This is a genomic window from Armatimonadia bacterium, assembly GCA_039679385.1.
GTDB lineage: Bacteria > Armatimonadota > Zipacnadia > Zipacnadales > JABUFB01 > JAJFTQ01.
Genome location: JBDKVB010000129.1, coordinates 32,877 through 51,478, shown reverse-complemented (window position 1 = coordinate 51,478; position 18,602 = coordinate 32,877). Strand labels below are relative to the sequence as shown.

Sequence of the window (18,602 nt, the reverse complement as noted above, 5' to 3'; positions counted from 1 at the left end):
CCTGGGCATGCTCGCCGAGATGGGCGACCTCAACCGCTTCGCCAGCGTCAAACAGCTCATCAGCTACGCGGGCCTGGCCCCCTCGGTGCAGCAAAGCGGCGACAAGTCTCGCACCGGGCGGCTGCCCAAACACTGCAACAAACACCTGCGCTACTGGGCGGTGATATGCGCCCAGGCCACGGTTCGCAGCAAACACCCCAGCCGCGCCAAGGAGGTGTACCTGCGGGTCAAGAGCCGTCACGGGGCCAACGCGGCGAAGATCGCGGCGGCCCGCGAGATTGTCAAAGACGTGTACTACGCCCACCGGCGGCTGCACCAGTCCAGCACAGAGGCCGCCTGAGCCGCACTGCGGCTGCCTGAGCCGGGCCCTGCGAGCTGTGCTGTACCGGCCGTTTTGCGTGAGCTTCGGTTTGCCGGTGTCCTCGGATTCCCCTCGTCTGACGCTGAGATCGGGAGAGGTTTAGGAGCCGGCAGTCTACGAAGTTAACCTGTGCGACGTCGGCACCCATTGAGGGATGAGAAAGCCTCCATCACGCAGGCCAAGGGCACAGCACACGGCGACGGCAGACCGTAACCAGGCGAGGGCAGATCGCGGACAACAGCCGGCAGACCCGTAACAGCAGACCTCCGACAGCACACACCTTGGCCATGTTATATACATGGCCAAGGGCAACGGAGGCACGACTCAAGGCTAACGACACATCCTCTCGCCCCGGCCTCTTGACAGGCCATTTCATTGAGGGGGACGCCGAAGGCAGGGGGTGAGGTGCCTCTGCCTTTCTCCCTCTCCCCTCGGGAGAGGGCCGGGGTGAGGTGCCGTTGCCTTCGCCGTTCCCCCTCGCCGCCGCATGAAAAGAGGGCCGGGGAGTGAGGTGCCGTTGCCGTCATCCGTTGCCGTTGCCGTCATCCGTTGCCTTTGCCTTCCCCCTCGCCACCGCGTGGAGAGGGGGACAAAGGGCGTGAGGTGCCGTTGCCGTGTCGTGGAGAGAGGGCCGGGGAGTGAGGTGTCGTTGCCTTCCCCGGCCCGACCACCTCGTACACACCCACTCCTTCCGATCTGCCTCGCACAGGGGCTCTCCCCAGCTCGCGCAGCGTCACTTGCTCCCCGACCAGCTTCGCTGTCGCCTCGCTCACCACGAAGGCCACGCCGTACTCCTTCGTCATCTCCTCGATCCGCGAGGCCGTGTTCACCGTATCCCCGATCGCCGTGTACTGCGTCCGGTCTTCTGACCCCACGTTCCCCACCACTGCCTCCCCGCTGTGAATCCCGATCCCAATCCGAAGCTGTGCCCGGCCTTCGCGCGAGGCCCAGGCCCGATTCAGCACCTCCAGCCGCTGCAGCATCTGTAGCCCGGCTCGGACCGCCAACTCAGCGTGACTGCCCTCCTGCGTCCCGAAGGCATTCCACACAGCCATGATCCCGTCCCCCATGAACTTGTCCAGATACCCATCGTAGGTGAAGATCGCCCGACTCATCTGCGTCAGATACTCATTGAGCTGCGCGACCCACACTTCCGGCGACGTCTGCTCGGCCAGCGTCGTCGAGCCGCGCACGTCCGCGAAAAGCAGCGTCACCTGCTGACGCTGACTACTCCGCAGCGTCTCCGGCTCACTCATCAGCCCCCGCAGCACCTCCGGCGACACATAGGCCCCGAACTGCCGCTGAATCAGCCGTCTCTCCGCCGTCAGCCGCTCCGGCAGCCCCAGCACCAGCGGCACCACAGCCGCGCCGAGAATCGCCCCATAGGGAACCACCTGCCCCAGGTACCGCAGCGCCACAGGGAACGAGGGCACCGCCAGCGCCAGCACCACCAGGATGCTCAGCGTCGCCGCCACCGTCTCCTCGGCCCTCCACACCACCAGGGTCACCAGTGTCCCGACCAGCACCGCATAGGCTGCCCACAGCCACGAACCGGTCCGATCCACCAGCCGGCCGGGCCCCGTGAGCGTATTCACAATATTCGCGTTCATGTCCACGCCATAGAACAGCCTGCCCGTGCTCCGGTAGGGCGCCGGTCGGATGTCATACAGCCCCGGCGCCGTCGCTCCCACAATCACGATCTTCCCGGCCAGGCTTTCCGCCACTTTCGGATCCTTCAGCACCTCTACCAGGCTCACCCGACGAACCGTTCCCTGCGGTCCGCAGTAGTTGATGAGCCGATCAGTGCCGCCCTTTCCGGCCTCCGCCCTGGCCCCGGCCAGCCTCGCAATCACGACCCCGAAGTGCTCCCGCGCTTGCCCCTCCGCATCCACCCTTTGCGGGCTGAACCGCCGGTACACCCCGTCACCATCGGGCGTCAGGTCCACGTACCCAACTCCCGCTGCAGCCTCAGCCAGCCTTCGGGTCGGAAGCTGCAACCGTTCCCGATCGCCCGCTCCGGATCGCCCGGATTGGCCGCCTCCCTCCTCCCAGTGCGCTGCGAGAACCACTCTCCCGTGTTTGCGCATCGCCGCTGCAAACCTCTCATCGCTCTTCGACGCACTCATCCCTGGGCCCGCGTCGGGTTCAGGAAACAAGAGGTCGAAGGCCACTACCTTCGCGCTCAGGAGTCTGTCCACCAAGTTCGCATATACGTCCCGGTGCCAGTCCTGAAATCGCCCCATCTCGGCCAGCGAACGGTCATCAACCGCCACAATTACAAGGTCGACCGGGGGCTGAGGTTGCGCCCGGTCAAAGGTGCTGTCGTACGCCAGATTCTCGATCACAGAGAAAAGGAAGAGGTTGCTCGTCAGGGGGGTGAAACGCAGAACGACCACCAGCACAACCAGTGCAATACCGACCTGCACTCCTCGTGCTCGCCGTGCCTCCAGCGCAAGAGTCGTCGGGTCACGCGACGGCAAGGGTCATCCCCTCCCGCTATCTCCCGGCACCCAGCGGAACCGCCACCTCACGACCCAGGCAGGCTGCTGTTCAGTTACATTATACCTTTCTCGCAGGTTTCCTTGTTCTTCGCTCCAGTTGCCGGCTTCCTGCTATTCTGCTACCGCCTCCAGCCGCTCAATCCACAGATTCCGGTCCTCACCCTCCACGTTCAGGTCATTCACAAACTCCAGCCTTATCTCGACGGTGCCCTTCGGCAGTTCCACACTCAGCGGGTAGCCCCGCGTCGACTGCCCGGCCACCTCCACCTGCCCCACAAGCTTCCCGTCGATGCTCTCTTCCACCACCGGGTACTGCCCTGCTGCAGGCGTCCCTCTCCCCACCAGGCGCAACTGGTAGCGCCCGGCCCGCGCGCACTCCACCTTCCCCGCTATCCATCCTCGGTCACCCAGGTACGCCCATCCCGGTTCCGACCGGTACCAGTTCATCCCCGGCGCGTGCTCCCATTGGTTGACCGGGATCACTGCTGCCTTCGTCGCCTCAAGCGACGCACCCAGGCCGGTGAGAAGCCCCGAGATGTACCGCGAGGCCTTCTCCGCGTTGCTGTCGGTCTTGTCCCAGTTCACCTCGTCAAGCACTACTCGCCCCTGCCCGCGCTGGACCACTGCGAGTGCCCCGGGCTGGGTCAGCAGCGCCACTCCACCGGCCGCGTTATCTTCCGCAATCACGATCCCACCCACGAACATGTTCCGGTCCTCCAGCGGAGGCCGCGAGGCATCGTTCGTGAACCGCACTGCCACCTCATGACTCCCGGCCGTCAGCTTCCCTGATACCGTGTAGGTATCCAACTCGCCCTTCTGGCACTGGAACGCCCCCAGAAGCCGCCCGTCCACGAGCACGTCACCGGCAGGCCAGATCCCCAGCGTCGGTGTCCCACCCGCCTGCACGCCGATCACATACATCCCCTCCGCAGGGATCTCCACCTTCGCCGTCGCCGTCGAGCCACTCGTCGCTAGCGACGCCCAGTTCTCCCGGTCGGAGGAGTACGTTCCCGCCACCGTCATCTGCCCGTGCTGGTACTCACCAACCCTCGTCCCACTCAGTGTCTTCGCCACCACGAAGTCTGCCATGTCCCCTGCTCTCGGCCGCGTTGCCCAGCTATTCGCCGCTGTCTGCGGCCCGAGCCAATACAGGTCCTCGTTGGTGAGGCTCTCCGACAGCGCGTGTGCCCCCGGCATCCTCACCACAGAGCCCTGATAGGGCACAAGCCGTATCTGGTCACCCGCCACCGGCGCGAGGTCCACCATATCCTGCGCAGTGACCCCGTGCAGCAGCACCGTTCCGCCCCGTTCCAGGAGCGCGACGATCTGCTGGACCGTCTCAGCCTCCTTGACCAGCCCTTCCAGCGGCCCACAGGCCACCAACAGGTCCGTAGCAGCCCAGTCACACTTCCCCGGTGCCTGCGTGATATCCGCGTACACCAGTCCCAGGCCCTCCAGGTAGTCCTTCGTCACCGCCGACGGGCAATACAGCGCCGTCCGATTCGGCTTTCCGGCATATCCGGCCAGATAGCCCAGCGCGTTCTGCAACAGCATCCCGGCCACCGGCTCAACACCCAGCTTCCCCGCGACCTTCAGTTGCGACAGCACCATTGTTCCTTGCCCAATCGGCAGCTCCAGAAGCGGTGCGTGCGACAGCCCTGCCTGGCTGCCCGAGACCACCACAGCGCGCCATGCCCCGGTTCGTGGCCGCAGGGGCTCGCCCTCGGTCACCATATTGTCCCTTCGCCACCACTTCAGGTCGGTCGCCTGGATGCCCTTGAGCAGCGGATGACCGGGCAGTTGCGCGAAGGTCATCGTCGAGTCCTGCTTCAGGAGGCTGGCCGGAATCATCCCCCGCGGGTACTCGGACTGCTCCAGCACCAGCACCCGGCCTCCCCGGCGCACCCAATCCACCAGCGGGCCACCTTCGCCGCCTTCCCCAATCACCGGCATGCCGGCTTTCTCCGGCTGCAGCGCACCGCGGCCGATCACCACCACCTGCACCCCTGCCGGAATCGCCTTCAGGTCATCCACCTTCACCGTCGGCACGGACAGCCGCTCGAGGGTCCCCTGCGTCGCCCCGTTCGGGTCGTAGACGCCAATCTGCACTCCGGCCGGCGCGGTCAGCTTGAGTGGCGGGAACACCGAGTAGGCCTTCGTGTCCTCGAATACCGTCTCCGCAGCCTTCATCACCCTGACACGTAGTGTCACCTCACTACGCTCAAGAACCAGCGGCATCGTCTCCGCGATCTCGATCTCACGCCGCTCGCCGGGCTCCATCGACAGGTTCTTCTCACCCCGGTGCAGCTCCCGGTCTCCCTCCAGCAGCGTCCACTGCACCACCAGGTTCGCCGGGCTCAACTGGTCGTTGTACACCTCCAGCGTCCGCGTGATCTCCTCCCCGGCGTAGAAGTTGTGGTCATACTCCCGGACGTAGGCCGCCACCGGCTGCATCGCGTACTTCTGCGCGGCGTACATGGCGTTCCTGGTCTCGTCCAGTGACCCGCCCTCCACCATCGTCCAGGGCGAGATGCCACCGACCTCATAGTGCCGGTAGGCCTGAATCGCCATCCGCCACGACTCCCCCTTGGCCCGCACGCGGTACCCGGTGTAGTCCAGGTACGCGTCATCACCGAAGAACACCGTGTGCCACGAGGGGTCCGACGAGGGCACCCAGAGGAACTCGCCCACGTACACCGGCTTCTTGCGGTCCCACTGCCAGGAGGGGGCGCCATTGGTGAACAGACTGCCACCGGCTTTCGGCCCGTCCATCCAGTAGGCCGTGTTCGGCCACGTGGTGAACTGCGGGTACTCGTGCGGATAGTGGATCCCAACCACATCGGCCACGCCTCCCGGGTCCCCATCCGACTCATACATGAAGGGCCGTGTCGGGTCCAACTGCCGCACCATCTCGCCCAGCTTTACCAGTTCCGCTTTCGCCGGCGAATCGTCGTTGACCCGACCGCCGTAGAACTCGTTCTCCAGGCTGTACATCACCACGGAGGGCCGGTTCTTTTCCCGATTCACCATTGCCTTGAGGTGCGCAGCGTAGTTGCTCCAGAACACCGGATCGTTCACCCGGTAAGCCGCGTCATCGTTCCACACGGCGCCCTCCGGGATCATCATCAGCCCTTCCTCGTCCGCCGTCTCATACCAGATCTCCGGCCACGGCTGCGTATGGGTGCGGAAGATCACGCAGTGGGCTCCCTTGATCGCCGCGATCTGCCCGCGGATGTACTCCTTGTCCACGGCCTCCCTCGGCGGCCACCACGACGTAGCCAGCAAGTTGATCCTGGATCCGTTCAGGTAGAAGTACCGTCCTTCGACCCAGAACTCCCGGAACCCGAACCGCGTACGCAGCTCATCCAGTACCTCCGTGCCCCGGCTGAGCCTGGTTCGCAGGTAGTACAGGTACGGGTCCTCCGGCGACCAGCAACGCGGGGTGCTCCAGGGCACCTCCTGCACCACCGCAACCTCCTGGCCGGCCGGGACACTGACCTTCTGTGGCCCAAGGGGCGGTCCTTCAGCGCCCTGGTCCTCCACGACCGCTCCCAGGGTCACCTCTTCTGCCTTCTCCGTCAGGTTCTTGATCGTGTACTCAACCCGCAACGTCTTCTTGCGCCAGGAGGGTTTGATAAAGAGGTCACTCACGTACAAAGCCGGATGGGCCCGCAGCTTCACGTCATCCCACGGACCGTAGAGGTTCCACAGGCCGCCGATCGGTGCCAGTATCTTGTCCCTGGGGATCGACCGCGCATCTACCGCCCTGGTCTGGGTCACCGCGAAGCTCGTCTCGCGGTCGCTGAAGATGCCGGTCCAGTCACAGCAGCCCAGTTCCAGCCGGTTCGCCTCGCCGAAACGCGCCACCGCCGTGATGTCCACGTCGAAGGGGTCATAGCCGCCAAAACACCCTCCAACCTTCTGCCCATTGACTCGCACCACGCTGTTGTACTTCACGCCCCCGAAATGCAGCACAACCCGCATACCCCGCATGCTTTCCGGGATGCCGAAGTCTCGCCGGAACCAGGCACGCTCGTAGTCCATCCCGCTGAGCATCCCGGGCACATGGATCGCAGTCCAGCCCTCTGCCGGCGGAGTCGTGAGATCCGCCACCTTCACATACTCCCACTCGCCCGAAAGACTCAGCTCCTGCCGCCCTTGCCCGAAGGCAGTCCCCATCACCAGTACCAGCAGCGCCATCGTCCACTGTGTCCGGTTCATCTTGGGCCTCCAGCCTATCCCGTGTCCTGCACATCCTCGCGCCATCGCGAGCAGTCCATCCAGCCCTTCGCATCTTGGGCCGCACAGCTCTCGCCGCTAGAGCGAGAGCTCCACGAAACCGCCCTCGCACGGCCTCCCCTTCAGCAACCACATCCGTCGCTCCTGTGGTGACATGATCACGGCACCACAGGTCGAGCCGTCGCCTCGCGGGTGCCGGCAGATCGGTCCTTCGTGGTCGGCCAGCAGCCCCATCAGGCCCTCTGCCTCCAGGTCACCCGCCCTCTCGGTCAGCAAGGCGCGCATCCGGTCTTCGCGAGCCCTGCTCCCTGTTAGCGGGTGAACCATCTCCAGGCCGCTCAGCTCCGGCGCCACATAGTGGTTCGCGTGGGCGTAGACCCCCCGGCGGTCAGGTCCCAGTTCCGCATGCCGCCGTCCCGTGGTCTCCACAGCTCGCACTCCGCCCTCGGCGTCGCCCATATAGTAATGATGTCCGGACATCCGCTCCGCCTCGCAGATCAGCTCAAAGGCCGCTGCCGCGTCCCGCTGCGCCAGGGCCCCGTGGATCAGCGACAGGTACATCAGCCCCGGTCGCGCATCCACCGGCACCAGGTTGTTGTTCCCGACCGCGACCCCGGCTTGGTTCATCCCGATCAGCGACAGGCACCCCATGGTCGTCAGCGTCACCGTCTTCGGCCCCTTCACCGGCCGACGCTCGAAGGCAACCACGTAGTCCAGCGCGCTGTCGTGCATGTCCCAGGTCTGGCCCACGTAGTTCCTGCCATCGCGCGCACCGATGCCCGTGACCCCGAAGCAGGTGCACTCCTCCGGACGGGGAGCGCTGGCGGCTGCCAGGTCCACCACATCCGTGTACCCATTCCCGACGAACAGCTCGGATTCCGACACTCCTGCCCCCTCCGCAATCCCCGAGAACTCCGCATACACCTCCGGCAGCATCGCCTGGAGCATCGCCAGGGGCTCGGCCGTCAGCCCCAGCAGGCTCTGCCGCGTGTGCTGGGGTGTTCTATCCAGGATCAGCCTCCTCCGGATCTCGCACATCGCCCGGACTCCGGCCGCGAAGGCCTCTCCGTGCTGCCTCCCCATCTCGCGTTCAGTTCCGCTCAGGGTCACGATCTCGATCTGCATCTTGCGCCCTCCGGGGGCTGGGGTCTCCGATCCGCTGTTCCTGCTGCCGCTGCCTTCGACCCCGGGGCCAGTGGCCTCCCTCACCGGTGAACAAGTTCGCACTCGCGCGCCGATTCCCTCTCGCTGCCGCCCACCTTCTCACGTATGACACTCGGCAGCACCGCTCCTGGGTGCGAAGCAAGCGGATGTGGCCATAGCGGAGGTTTGAAGAACATGGAGGGTGGGTAGTAGGTACCTTTGAAACACTGTGCAGGGCCAGGTCACTAGCCGCGCATGCCGTCCGTACCGTCTCGAGGGGCGTCTGGGCTTGATGGCTGCAAGCCGCTGCAACAACTCACCTGCCTTCATCAATTCCCTTTCCGGCCTCATCCCTCGACTGCCGGTCGATCCCCGCCCTGTGCTCCCGGGAACCTATCCCCAACCTTTGCCGCTTCACATCAGTAAGGCCTGCCAATCTAAATGGCACCTGGTGGCTCCTTGCAGTGTTCTAGGTGGATGTGTATCATAGCGAGGATGTTCTTGCCGTCAGGCGTATGTCACAATTTTACCCATATACCAGCACACGAAGACTATTCCTCCACATCCCTGGACAGGTCGCCTGTTCCCGCGTCCTGCCCGCCACCACCGGTAGGTGATGAACGTTGCTCATTCTGAGGGGTCTCTGGTCGTTGTTCGCCGCCGCGATGGCCCTCGTCGGGGCAATCCTTGCCAACTACGGCGCCACCGTCGTCATCCGTATGATCCCTGCTCCCGAGGGCGCCCCGACAAGCGACATCATGTTCCGCATCGGCTTTAACTGCGTAGGAGGTCTGATTGGTTTTCTGTTCGGGCTTGTCTCCTTCCGCAAGTTGATCTCCTGGGTCAACAACATGGAGACCGTACCCCTGCTCGACAAGATCACCGCCGTCATCGGGCTGCTCATCGGCCTGGCCGTCGCAATCCTATTCACAACCCCCGTTGCCAACGTCGAGGGTATCGGTGTCCCGATCCGCATCTTCGCCTGCGTCGTCGGAATCATCCTGGGCATCGGTTTCGCAATGAGTGCCAAGGAGCAGATCGTCTTCGTCTTCCCCGGCCTTGCCCCGGGGCGCGCCCACGGGCCGGTCAATGGTGGCAGTTCCAGGCCCAAGATGCTCGACACCAACATCATCATTGATGGCAGAGTCGCCGACATCGCTCAGACCGGCTTCCTCGAGGGCTCGATCCTGATCCCGGGCTTCGTCCTCCAGGAACTCCGGCACATTGCCAGCTCCGCGGACGGCCTCAAGCGCGCTCGTGGACGCCGCGGCCTGGATATGCTCAACCGTCTCAAGGAGACACCTTCCGTCGAGACCAGCGTCTTCGAAGACTACCCCAAGGCTCTCGACCAGAACGAGGAGGTCGACCAGCGCCTCGTCAGCCTTGCCGACCTCGTCGGCGCGACGGTCGTTACCAATGACTACTCGGTCAACGAAATCGCGAAGCTCAAAAACGTCCCGGTTCTGAACGTCAACGAACTGGCCAATGCCATGAAGCCGGTCTTCCTACCCGGCGAGAGCCTGACCGTCACCGTGGTCAAGGAGGGCAAGGAGCCGGGGCAGGGCATCGCCTATCTCGATGACGGCACGATGGTCGTCGTCGAAGGCGGCTCCGAGCACCTCGGGCAGCTTGTCCCCGTCTGCGTCACCAGCGTGCTGCAGACGACCGCCGGCAAGATGATCTTCTCAGACCTCGGTGGCGAGAACTGCGCCGCCGTTGCCGCCGGTAACGGACGCAAGAAACGAGAGCGAAGATGACCGACGCTGCCGCGCTTGTTGTGGCGGCGGGTATGGGCACGCGTTTCGGTGGCGACCTCCCCAAGGTCTTCGTGGACCTGGCGGGGTCGCCACTCTTCCTTTGGGCCCTCCGTGCCTATGACCGCTCCGATGCTGTCTCACGTCTACTCCTCGCTGTGAGCGCCGACTACCTTGACCTCGCCCGCGACCTCTGCGAGCAGGCCGGCCTCACCAAGCCACTGACTCTCCTCGCCGGTGGTGCACGGCGTCAGGACACCGTCTGGGCCGGCCTCGAGGCCCTGGCCCACAACCCGCCCGAGGTTCTTGCCATCCATGACGGTGCGCGCCCGCTCATCGACGAGGAGACAATCCGCACTTCCATCGTCCTGGCCCAGGCCTCGGGAGCCTGTGTCGCCGCTGCGCAGGTCACCGACACCGTGAAGGTCGTCTCTCCCGAGGGCCTCATCCTCGACACTCCGGACCGCGCCACCCTCTGGAGAGCCCAGACCCCGCAGACCTTCCGCTACCAGCTCCTGGTCGACTGCTACCAGCAAGCCAGGCAGGAGGGTTGGGAGGTCACTGACGACGCCTCCGTCGTCGAGCGCTGCGGCTTGCCGGTGTTCATCTGCCCCAGCCAGCCCACCAACCTCAAGGTGACCACGGTCGACGACCTCCACCTCGCCGAGACGCTCCTGTCCCGCCGAGGTCAGGCCCCGACAGCCTCCAGGCCCGACCAGGCCGCGTCATCTCACGCCTCTTCACCGGAGGTTGCCATGTCGACGGAACGCCCTGATGCCTTCCCCCTCCGCGTGGGGCACGGTTACGATGTCCATGCTCTCGTCGAGGGGCGCAAGCTGATCCTGGGTGGCGTCCATCTTCCGCATCCGACCGGTCTCGCCGGCCATTCCGACGCCGACGTGCTGCTCCACGCGATCTGCGACGCTCTTCTCGGCGCGGCGGCCGCCGGAGACATCGGCAAGCTCTTCCCGGACACCGATCCCGCCTACAAGGGCATCGACAGCGCCCTTCTGTGCCGCCGGGTTGCCGACCATATTCGCTCCCTGGGCTTCGAGATCGTCAACGTCGATGCCACCGTCCTGGCCCAGCGTCCAAAGCTCGCACCGCACATTCCCCAGATGCGCGAGAACCTTGCCCGGGCGCTCCAGGTCGAGGTCTCGCAGGTCAGCGTCAAGGCCACCACTACCGAGCGTCTGGGATTCGTCGGTCGCGAGGAGGGTATTGCCGCCGAGGCCGTCTGCCTCCTGTCTGTGCGTTGAGCGCTGGTCCGTGCCGAGCTTTCGACCTTGCCGTCCGGGTCCGACCTGGCCTATACTTTCCCACTTGGGTAACCTTCTGCCGCGGCGCTTTGGGTTGTGCGCCGCGGTTTTGCCTTGTCCCTTGCTGGGAGAGCTCCGCGCGTGGACCAGAAGCTGCTCATCGACACCGTACGGACCATGACCGTCATCAGTGGCGGTCTCTTTGCCGGGTACTGCCTGCGCAGAACCGGGCGCTCCAAGCCCGGTTGGTCACCTGCCATCAACCGCTTTACCCTTGTCTGGGCCCAGCCGGTCGTCATGTTCCTCGCTCTCTGGAGCATGAAGACCCCTGACTGGCGCGCCCTGGCTCTGCCCGTCTATAGTGTGGTTCTCATCGTCGCAATGTGGCCCATCGGAGCACTGGTTTCGCGTCTCCTGCGCCTTGACCGCTCCGATACAGGCTCCTTCACGACCGCTGCGATCTTCTCGAACCAGGGCTTCACCTACGGTACTTTCCTCACTTTCGTGGCTCTCGGCGCTCAGGGCGCGGCCCTCGGCTCGGTCTACTGCATCTCCTTCATGCCGATGCTCTTCACCTTCGGCTTCTACGTGGCCCGGTGCTACTCCGCCGAGGCCGGGCAGGGCATCCTCAAGGTCCTTGCGCGCCAGTTCACGGACCCGCAATCCCGCAACCCGACCCTCAGCATTCTTGCCGGACTGACCCTCAACTGGCTCCACGTCCCGGCTCCGTCGTCCTCTGCTTTCCTCATCGACCTCACCATGCCGGCCAGTACCGCAGCCTTCCTCTTCGCGATCGGACTGGGCCTGCATCTGTCTGCCGTCCGCGTATACTGGCGCGAGTGCGTCATCCTGCACGCTCTCAAGTACCTCGTGTCCCCGACTCTCGGTCTGCTCCTGGCCATCCCCTTTGGCTACTGGGCTCTCGCCGATCACAGCCTGCTTTGCGTCTGCTTCATCATGGCCGCCACTCCCTCGGCGATCATGTCCGTGCTGCTCGCGCAGGTCTTCCACCTCAATGAGCGTCTGGCCGGTGCTCTCTTTCTGACCACCAACGTCACCGGCATCTTCCTTGCCCCGCTCATCTTGTGGCTCGCGCGCCTGCTCTAGGGCCTTCTCGGGGCTCTGCCTGTGCCCTGATCCTCCTCCTTGCTGCCCGATCCCCTTCGCTGGACTCAGCCGACGGTTAGCGGTAGAATGCCCGCAGATGTCGCTGGGGGAGCTCCCCGGAGCTGAGAGTGCGGCGTAAGCCGCAGACCCCACGAACCTGATCCGGTTAATGCCGGCGTAGGGAAGCGACAGACGACGGGCCGCCATGTCGGCCGCCGGCTGTGTGCTTTCCCAGACAGCGCGGCGGCCTTTTCGCTGCCGTGCTCTAGGGAGGTAGCGAACCATGGCTCAGATCCAAGAAACAACCATCAGCAAGCTCATCGTCAGCACCTTCGCTCAGGACTTCCAGGACTGCCTCGAGTTGGACGTGGCGGTTGCAGGTGCCGGTCCTTCCGGCATCTACGCCGCAGCCCTTCTGGCCCGCGAAGGCCTCAAGGTCGGCGTCTTCGAGCGCAATCTTCATGTCGGCGGCGGGATGTGGGGCGGCGGCATGCTCATGCCGCGCATCGTCTTGCAGGAGGACGCGCGCCCGATCCTTGAGGGTGTCGGTGTTCACCTTGCCTCCCACGCGGAGGGCCTGTACACCGCCGATTCCGTCGAGACGGTCAGCAAGTTCACTGCTGCCGCCATCGACGCCGGGGCTCGTATCTGGGTCGGAATCGCCGTGGAGGATGTCGTCGTTCGCGAGGACGACCGTGTGGCCGGTGTAGTCGTCAACTGGGGTGCCGTCGAGAAGGCCGGGCTTCACGTCGACCCGCTCGCTCTCGAGGCGAAGGTGGTCATCGACGCTACCGGCCACCCATCCGAAGTCACCCGACGCGTGCTGGCGAAGATCCCGGGAGCCAGGCTCTGCACCGGCGCCGAGGCCGTGCCCGGAGAGCGACCGATGTGGGCGGCACACGGTGAGGCTGCCCTCGTTCCGAACACCCAGGAGGTCTACCCCGGCCTGATCGTGTGTGGCATGGCCGCGAACGCCGTCTTTGCTTCGCACCGCATGGGCGCGATCTTCGGCGGGATGTTCCTCTCTGGACAGCGGGCTTCGCAGCTCGCCCTCGAAGTGCTCCGCCGCCAGGCTTAGGACCCCAACAGGCCCAGTCCGGAGGAGTCACGGGTGCCTACGGCGAAACCTCCGGGGAAAGGGGCCTGGAGCCCCGCCTGAGGTGTCTTCGAGGCACAATCGACAATCAACCGGGCACCGGGCAGCGTGGTTGCACCACCCGGTGCCCCAGAAAACTTGACTGGGAGAGATGACCGATGCCGACCGCTGTCACTTTTGGCGAGATCATGATGCGGCTCAAGCCGCCAGAATTCCTCCGCTTCACTCAGGCCACCAGCTTTGAGGTGGTCTACGGTGGTGGCGAGGCGAACGTGGCCGTTGGCCTTGCGAACTTCGGCGTGGACACCCGCTACGTGACCGCCCTGCCCAAGAACGACCTCGGACGGGCCTGCGAGAACTCCCTGCGGCAGTTCGGCGTCGACACCCGCCACATCGCTTGGCAGGGCAACCGCCTGGGCATCTACTTCCTCGAGGCCGGCGCTGTGCAGCGGCCCTCCAAGGTCATCTACGACCGCGCAGGGGCCTCCATCGCCGAGGTCAAGCGCGGCGACATCAACTGGGACGCCGCCTTCGACGGTGCCGACTGGTTCCACTGGACCGGCATCACCCCGGCCATCAGTGAGGGCGCGGCCGACGTCTGCCTGGAGGGCATCGAGGCCGCCAAGGCCAAGGGCCTCACCGTTTCCTGCGACCTGAACTTCCGCAAGAACCTGTGGAAGTGGGGCAAGACGGCCTCCGAGGTCATGCCCGAACTGGTCAAGCATTGCGACGTCGCCATTGGCAACGAAGAGGACGCCGACAAGGTCTTCGGGATCACCGCCGAGGGTATTGATGTTGAAGCCGGCAAGGTGGAGGCGGCGCTCTACCGCTCCGTCGCAGAGCAACTGATCGCCAGGTTCCCGAACCTCAAGCAGGTGGCAATCACCCTCCGCGGCAGCCTCTCGGCCTCCCACAACACCTGGAGCGGAGTGTTCTACTCAGGTGGCGAGATGTATCAGGGCCCGGAGTATAACATCCTGCCCATCGTCGACCGCGTGGGCGGCGGCGACAGCTTCTCCTCCGGCCTCATCTACGGGCTCATCAACGGCCTGGGACCGCAGGAATCCATCGACTTCGCCGTGGCCGCAAGCTGCCTCAAGCACACCATCGTCGGCGACGTCAACCAGGTCACCGCAGACGAGGTCAAGGCGCTTCTCAAGGGTGGCGGCAGCGGACGCGTCCAGCGGTAGTCTCCGCTGACAGTCACTGGGAAGCCGAACGCAAGGGAGGACGTCAACCATGCTGTACCGTGAACTGGGCACTACGGGCGCCCAGGTTTCCGAGATCATCCTCGGCGCCTGGCAGTTCGGCCAAGATAGCTGGACCGACGTCAAGGATAGCGAGTCCGTCGCAGCGATCCACGCCGCCCTTGACGCCGGCATCAACATGATCGATACCGCCGTTGGCTACGGGAAGGGCTACTCCGAGCAGATCGTCGGGAATGCCGTCAAGGACCGCCGTGACAAGGTCCTGATCGCCAGCAAGATCGGCGCTGCTCCCGACGGCATCCTCAAGGGCATCGACGCCTGCCTGGAACGCATGGGCATCGACTACATCGACCTGTACCAGGTCCACTACCCCAGCCCCCGAATCCCCATCGCCGACACCATCGGCGCCATGGACGAGATCCGCAAGGCCGGGAAAGTGCGCTTCGTGGGCGTGTCCAACTTCTCGCTCGAGCAGATGCAGCAAGCCGTCGCGACGGCGAAGATCGACACCTGCCAGCCGCCCTACAACGTCTTCTGGCGGCAGTACGATGCGGACGTCCTGCCCTTCTGCCGCGAGAACGGCATCGCCGTGATCCCGTACAGCCCGCTGGCGCAGGGCCTCCTGACCGGCAAGTTCCAGGACCGGTCGACGATCCCCGCCGACATCCGCTCGCACAGCAAGCTCTTCGCCGAGGGCATCTTCGAGCAGTGCGTGCAGGCAGTTCGCGACGTGATCGAGCCGATCGCCAGGGCCCAAGACAAGACCCTTGCCCAGACTGCTATCGCCTGGATGCTTCAGACGCCGGGGATCACCGCACCGATCGTCGGTGCCCGTACCCCGCAGCAGGTCGAGGGCAACCTGGGTGGCGTCGGCTGGAAGCTAACTGATGAGGAGTACCAGGCCATCAGCGAGGCCGGGACGAAGATCAGCGTCCAGCTCGACTTCTCCTCGAACATGTGGGGCTATGCCCCGCGCTAGCCCGAGACCGGTTGGCGACCAATCTGCTACAATAGCCGGGACGCTCGCAGACTCTGGGCGTCCCGGCTTGATCCATCTGTGAGCCGTACCTATTCCCATGCCGGCTGGTGCTTGCTGACGGCGCCGGTTCGTAGACGCGCCTTCCCTGGAACCGCCTGGCCGCGCCACCTTGCCCCAGGCACGCTGACGGGGGCAGGAAGCAGAAGAGGTTTGACGCGTTGAAGCTCATCAACACCGCCGACCTTCGCCGCAAGGTCCGGGGCGCCTTCGGTCCTTACGTGATCCATCGACTCGAGCGGGCCGCTGCGAAGCGTTCCTGGCCGCAGATGCAGGACTACGCCCGCAAGCTCGGACGCTTCGGCTACCGCATCGACAGGCGCCACCGCCGCGATGCAGCCCGCCAGTTGGGTTTCGCCTTCGGCGACGAACTCTCCCACGACGAACTCGACCAAGTCATCTGCGGCTGCTTCCAGCACCTGGTCATGCTCTTCATGGAAGCCCTGCGGATGACCTCGATGTCCAAGGAGGAGCTCTCTGAGGTGACCTACATCACCGGCGGAGAGTACCTCGCGGAGGCCCTGGAGCACGGCAAGGGCGCGATCCTGTTCTCCGGCCACTTCGGCAACTGGGAAGTGGGCGCCATGCGTCTCATGTACGAGGGCTTCCCACTGGTTCCGCTCTCACGGTCAGCCCGAAGCCCGCGCATCGCCAAGACGATCCTGGAGATCCGCGATCGCCTCGGGTTCCCGGTCATCCCCATCTCGGAGGGTGCCAGGGGCATCCTGCGAGCCCTCAAGCACAATCAGCTCGTGCCCATCATGCCCGACCGTTTCGCTCGTGGGCAGGGCCTGACCGTCCCCTTCTTTGGCCGTGAGACCCACGTGTGGCACACTCCTGCCCTCATGGCTCAGCGCGCCGGCTGCCCAATCATCCCCGCTCACTCTATCCGTGAGCAGGACGGTCGCTATCAGGTAGCCCTCGAGCCACCGATCCGCCTGCCCGACACGGGCGACCGCGACCGAGACGTGTGGCTCACCACGGCGCAGACCATGAAGTCGCTGGAGGGCCGCCTCCGGGCCCATCCGGAGCAGTACACCTGGCCCTACCACCTCTGGCGGCCCGGTTGGGACCTTCCCTCTCCCTATCCACTAACCGACGCAGACGAGACCGCCTGACGGCCTGCCCGGGCTGTGATCCGGCCACGGCATACTGACGCGGAGGTGCAAGATGAAGATCGTCATCACGGTCCTGGGCAAGGACCGCGTGGGCATTATCGCCAAAGTCACCAACGTCCTCGCCCAAAGCAACGTGAACATCCTCGACATCAGCCAGACGATCCTCCAGGACTACTTCACCATGATCATGCTCGCCGAGATCCTGGACGAGAGCCTTGACCTCAAGGCGCTCTCGACCCGTCTCGACGCGGTCGGCCAGGAACTGGGCGTGCAGATTCGTGTTCAGCACGAGGGTATCTTCACGGCCATGCACCGGGTCTAGGGCGGCGAACTCGCCCTGCCCGACCGGGGTGGCACCAACCCTTGCGGAGGAGTACTGCCATGCGCTTTCTCGATACCTCAGAGATCAACGAGACCCTGCGGATGATCCATTCCGAGCGTCTCGACATTCGCACCATCACCCTCGGCATCAGCCTTCTCGACTGCGCAGCCCAGAGCGGCGAGACAGCGCGGCAGCGCATCTACGACAAGATCACCACTTGCGCCGAGAACCTTGTCGCGGTCGCCGAGGAGATTGAGACCGAGTACGGCATCCCCATCATCAACAAGCGCATCTCTGTGACGCCCATCTCTCTGCTTGCCGCTGCCGGTGGTGAGGAGGACTACGTCGCCTTCGCCACCACCCTCGACCAGGCGGCCCACACCGTCGGGGTCAACTTCATCGGCGGCTTCTCGGCCCTCGTCCACAAGGGCTACACCCGGGGCGACGAGGTCCTGGTGCGGTCGATTCCCGAGGCCCTGGCAGCCACCAAGCGCGTCTGCTCCTCCGTCAATGTGGCGACGACCCGCACCGGCATCAACATGGACGCCGTCCGGCAGATGGGTGAGGTTATCGTCGAGGCCGCGCAGCGTACTGCTGACCAGGGCGGAATCGGCTGTGCGAAGCTCGTTATCTTCGCTAACGCAGCCGAGGACAACCCCTTCATGGCCGGTGCCTTCCACGGAATCGGCGAGCCCGAGTGCGTGGTGAATGTCGGGGTAAGCGGCCCAGGGGCCGTCAAGAGCGCCCTCGAGCATGTGAAGGGCGCCGACCTCGGAACCGTCTCCGAGACCATCAAGCGGACCGCCTTCAAAATCACCCGGATGGGTCAGCTTGTCGCCAGGGAAGCCTCGCGACGGCTTGGTGTGCCCTTCGGTATCGTCGATCTCTCTTTGGCCCCGACGCCGGTCATCGGCGACAGCGTTGCCCACATCCTTGAGGAGATGGGGCTCGAACGCTGTGGTGCTGCCGGGAGCACCGCTGCCCTGGCCCTACTCAACGATGCCGTCAAGAAGGGCGGCACGATGGCCACCTCCTACGCAGGCGGTCTCAGTGGCGCCTTCATTCCGGTCAGCGAGGATGCAGGCATGATCCAGGCCGCGGAAGAGGGCGTGCTCTCGATAGAGAAGCTCGAGGCCATGACCGCTGTCTGCTCCGTCGGCCTCGACATGATCGCCATCCCCGGCGACACCCCGGCCTCCACCATCTCCGCCATCATCGCTGATGAGGCGGCAATCGGCGTCATCAACAACAAGACCACGGCTGCTCGTCTGATTCCGGTGCCGGGCAAGACTGTCGGTGACAGCGTCGACTTCGGCGGTCTACTCGGTCGAGCGCCGATCATGCCCGTGAGCCCCCTCGACAGTGCGGTCTTCATCGCTCGCGGCGGCCGGATCCCTGCGCCACTGCACAGCCTCAAGAACTGACCGCAAGCTCCGCCTCACGCACGCCGACGAATCA

Annotated in this window: 13 protein-coding genes and 1 riboswitch; of the genes, 10 read left to right on the top strand and 3 right to left on the bottom strand. The window is 64.9% G+C overall.

Features of this window, described 5'->3' with window-relative positions; all coding sequences use genetic code 11:
- Positions 1-340: IS110 family transposase (locus ABFE16_14645; GenBank protein MEN6346535.1), on the top strand; the 340-nt coding region annotated here is incomplete at its 5' end.
- A gap of 563 nt (positions 341-903) precedes the next feature.
- On the opposite strand, the gene ABFE16_14640 is transcribed toward ABFE16_14645, so the two are convergent.
- From ABFE16_14640 to ABFE16_14630, 3 genes are all read right to left on the bottom strand, one after another.
- The gene (locus tag ABFE16_14640; protein ID MEN6346534.1) at positions 904-2,841 is read right to left on the bottom strand and encodes an adenylate/guanylate cyclase domain-containing protein; all 1,938 of its coding nucleotides are present in this window, start codon (positions 2,839-2,841) and stop codon (positions 904-906) included.
- Between the two features lie 132 nt (positions 2,842-2,973).
- A complete protein-coding gene (locus ABFE16_14635; protein MEN6346533.1) occupies positions 2,974-7,083 on the bottom strand; it encodes a carbohydrate-binding domain-containing protein in 4,110 nt (1,369 codons plus the stop codon).
- Positions 7,084-7,179: 96 nt separating this feature from the next.
- Positions 7,180-8,226 carry a C45 family peptidase gene (locus ABFE16_14630; protein ID MEN6346532.1) on the bottom strand — a complete coding sequence of 349 codons (1,047 nt, stop codon included), beginning with the start codon at positions 8,224-8,226 and terminating at the stop codon, positions 7,180-7,182.
- Between the two features lie 641 nt (positions 8,227-8,867).
- Between ABFE16_14630 and ABFE16_14625 the strand changes: the two genes are divergently transcribed.
- The 9 genes from ABFE16_14625 to ABFE16_14585 all read left to right on the top strand — a co-directional run bounded on the left by ABFE16_14625 (position 8,868) and on the right by ABFE16_14585 (position 18,568).
- Positions 8,868-10,001, top strand: a complete 1,134-nt coding sequence (locus ABFE16_14625) for a PIN domain-containing protein (protein MEN6346531.1) — start codon at positions 8,868-8,870, stop codon at positions 9,999-10,001.
- Positions 9,998-11,257 carry a 2-C-methyl-D-erythritol 2,4-cyclodiphosphate synthase gene (ispF, locus tag ABFE16_14620; protein MEN6346530.1) on the top strand — a complete coding sequence of 420 codons (1,260 nt, stop codon included), beginning with the start codon at positions 9,998-10,000 and terminating at the stop codon, positions 11,255-11,257. The genes ABFE16_14625 and ispF overlap by 4 nt, the downstream gene beginning before the upstream one ends.
- 141 nt (positions 11,258-11,398) lie before the next feature.
- On the top strand, positions 11,399-12,364 hold the full coding sequence (locus tag ABFE16_14615; GenBank protein MEN6346529.1) for a hypothetical protein: 966 nt from the start codon (positions 11,399-11,401) through the stop codon (positions 12,362-12,364).
- Between the two features lie 95 nt (positions 12,365-12,459).
- Positions 12,460-12,565: riboswitch (TPP riboswitch) on the top strand.
- A gap of 82 nt (positions 12,566-12,647) precedes the next feature.
- The gene (locus ABFE16_14610) at positions 12,648-13,442 is read left to right on the top strand and encodes a sulfide-dependent adenosine diphosphate thiazole synthase (GenBank protein MEN6346528.1); all 795 of its coding nucleotides are present in this window, start codon (positions 12,648-12,650) and stop codon (positions 13,440-13,442) included.
- A gap of 176 nt (positions 13,443-13,618) precedes the next feature.
- Positions 13,619-14,650 (top strand): sugar kinase, encoded by a 1,032-nt coding sequence (locus tag ABFE16_14605; protein ID MEN6346527.1) that lies wholly within the window; start codon positions 13,619-13,621, stop codon positions 14,648-14,650.
- Between the two features lie 49 nt (positions 14,651-14,699).
- A complete protein-coding gene (locus ABFE16_14600; protein MEN6346526.1) occupies positions 14,700-15,647 on the top strand; it encodes an aldo/keto reductase in 948 nt (315 codons plus the stop codon).
- Positions 15,648-15,865: 218 nt separating this feature from the next.
- Positions 15,866-16,822 carry a lysophospholipid acyltransferase family protein gene (locus tag ABFE16_14595; GenBank protein MEN6346525.1) on the top strand — a complete coding sequence of 319 codons (957 nt, stop codon included), beginning with the start codon at positions 15,866-15,868 and terminating at the stop codon, positions 16,820-16,822.
- Between the two features lie 52 nt (positions 16,823-16,874).
- Positions 16,875-17,144 (top strand): ACT domain-containing protein, encoded by a 270-nt coding sequence (locus tag ABFE16_14590; GenBank protein ID MEN6346524.1) that lies wholly within the window; start codon positions 16,875-16,877, stop codon positions 17,142-17,144.
- 59 nt (positions 17,145-17,203) lie between these two features.
- Positions 17,204-18,568, top strand: a complete 1,365-nt coding sequence (locus ABFE16_14585) for a PFL family protein (protein MEN6346523.1) — start codon at positions 17,204-17,206, stop codon at positions 18,566-18,568.
- The last annotated feature ends 34 nt before the right edge of the window (positions 18,569-18,602 follow it).